Annotated in this window: 1 protein-coding gene; it reads right to left on the bottom strand. The window is 69.8% G+C overall.

The genetic code is table 11. The features are described from left to right. Positions 1–160: 160 nt before the first annotated feature. Complete coding sequence (locus AB0I73_RS41370; RefSeq protein ID WP_363045529.1) at positions 161–1,183, bottom strand: transposase; 1,023 nt, start codon at positions 1,181–1,183, stop codon at positions 161–163. Positions 1,184–1,270 lie beyond the last annotated feature (87 nt).

Here is a 1,270-nt window from a genome sequence, read left to right as displayed (position 1 = left end):
ACGTGACGGGCAGCGGAGCCGCCTCTGGCTGGACGATGGCCCTGATCGGCGCCCTGGCGCCGACCCCATCGAGTGCCCGCGGGAACGCTTCCTCGATCACCGTATGACGCAACCTGAGCACTCGCCACCGCGGCGCGATGGCCTGCTGGCCATGATGCGCTCAACACCGCAGGCAGGTCCGTCCGGTCGCCGCTCCGATGGCCCGTTCGACTTGCCATGCGCTCGTGGAGGGCTGGAGACACGTGCACCGGCGGGGCGAGCACCAGACACGCCGAGCCCCGGACCGATGTGGCTGAGCTTGATTCTGTCGGGGACCTTTAGCATTTTTGATCATTGTCCTTGGCGCCACCAGCGGGGCCGGGGCAATTCGTTGTCGACGAGGTACCGCTGGAACGCCGTCGGTGAACGGGGGACGGTAGGCGGCGTCTTCCGGTTCCTGGGCGCTGAAGCGTTCGATGGTGACGGCGATCGCGGTCAGGGCATGCTGGACATGGGCCTTGGCAACGCCGTGGTAGCGGCAGCGGCGCATCCGATGGCCGTTGACGAGCTCATTCATGGTGCCCTCGACGCCGGAGCGTGAGGCACAGAGCCGCTGCCCCTGCGGGTCCTGCTGATCGGCGCGGTTGCGGCCCTGGAACTCGTGCAGGCGTCGGGGCAGGAAGTTCACCGTCCGTGCCGCCCCGGAGGTGCACGAAGACCGCTCAGGACAGGGCCCGCAGTGCCGCGTGTCGAACCGGACCACCGTGTAGGGGGCCATCGCCGGAAGCTCGTTCCGGTTGCCGCTGGCCTGGCCGTTGGGGCAGGTGACCTCGCGGCGGTCGAAGTCGATGATGAAGTTCTCCCGGGCGAAACCGTCGCCGGTCTTGCGCTGCCGGGAGTTGTCGGTCTTGACCGGGCCGACCATGGTGACGCGGGGGGCGCGGGCGGCGGTGTCATGGAGCACGACGGAGGTGCAGCCGCTGTCGACGAGGTGCTCGGCGGGCAGCAGGCGGCGCCGCTTGAGCCGGGTGTGGATGCCGGGCAGGGCCACACTGTCGCCGGTGGGGACGGTGGTGGCCACGTCCGTGATGACGTTGGTACTGCCTTCGTCGCAGGTCTCGGTGGTATGCGCGAGAGAGCCGACCCAGGTCCGGTGCCCGCGGCGCGTGGAGCGGGCCTCGAGGTCGTAGGGCGGATCTGTCAACGCCGGGCGGCGGAACTACCAGCAGGCCGCGGACGCGCTGGCCAAGGCCGACCGGAGCTGGCTGGAGCGGCTGATCACCCGCCGGGT

This window comes from Streptomyces sp. NPDC050388 (assembly GCF_040655635.1).
In the GTDB taxonomy this organism is placed as follows: Bacteria; Actinomycetota; Actinomycetes; order Streptomycetales; family Streptomycetaceae; genus Streptomyces.
The sequence above is the reverse complement of the archived record's forward strand: the minus strand, read 5'-3'. Positions and strand labels throughout refer to the sequence as shown.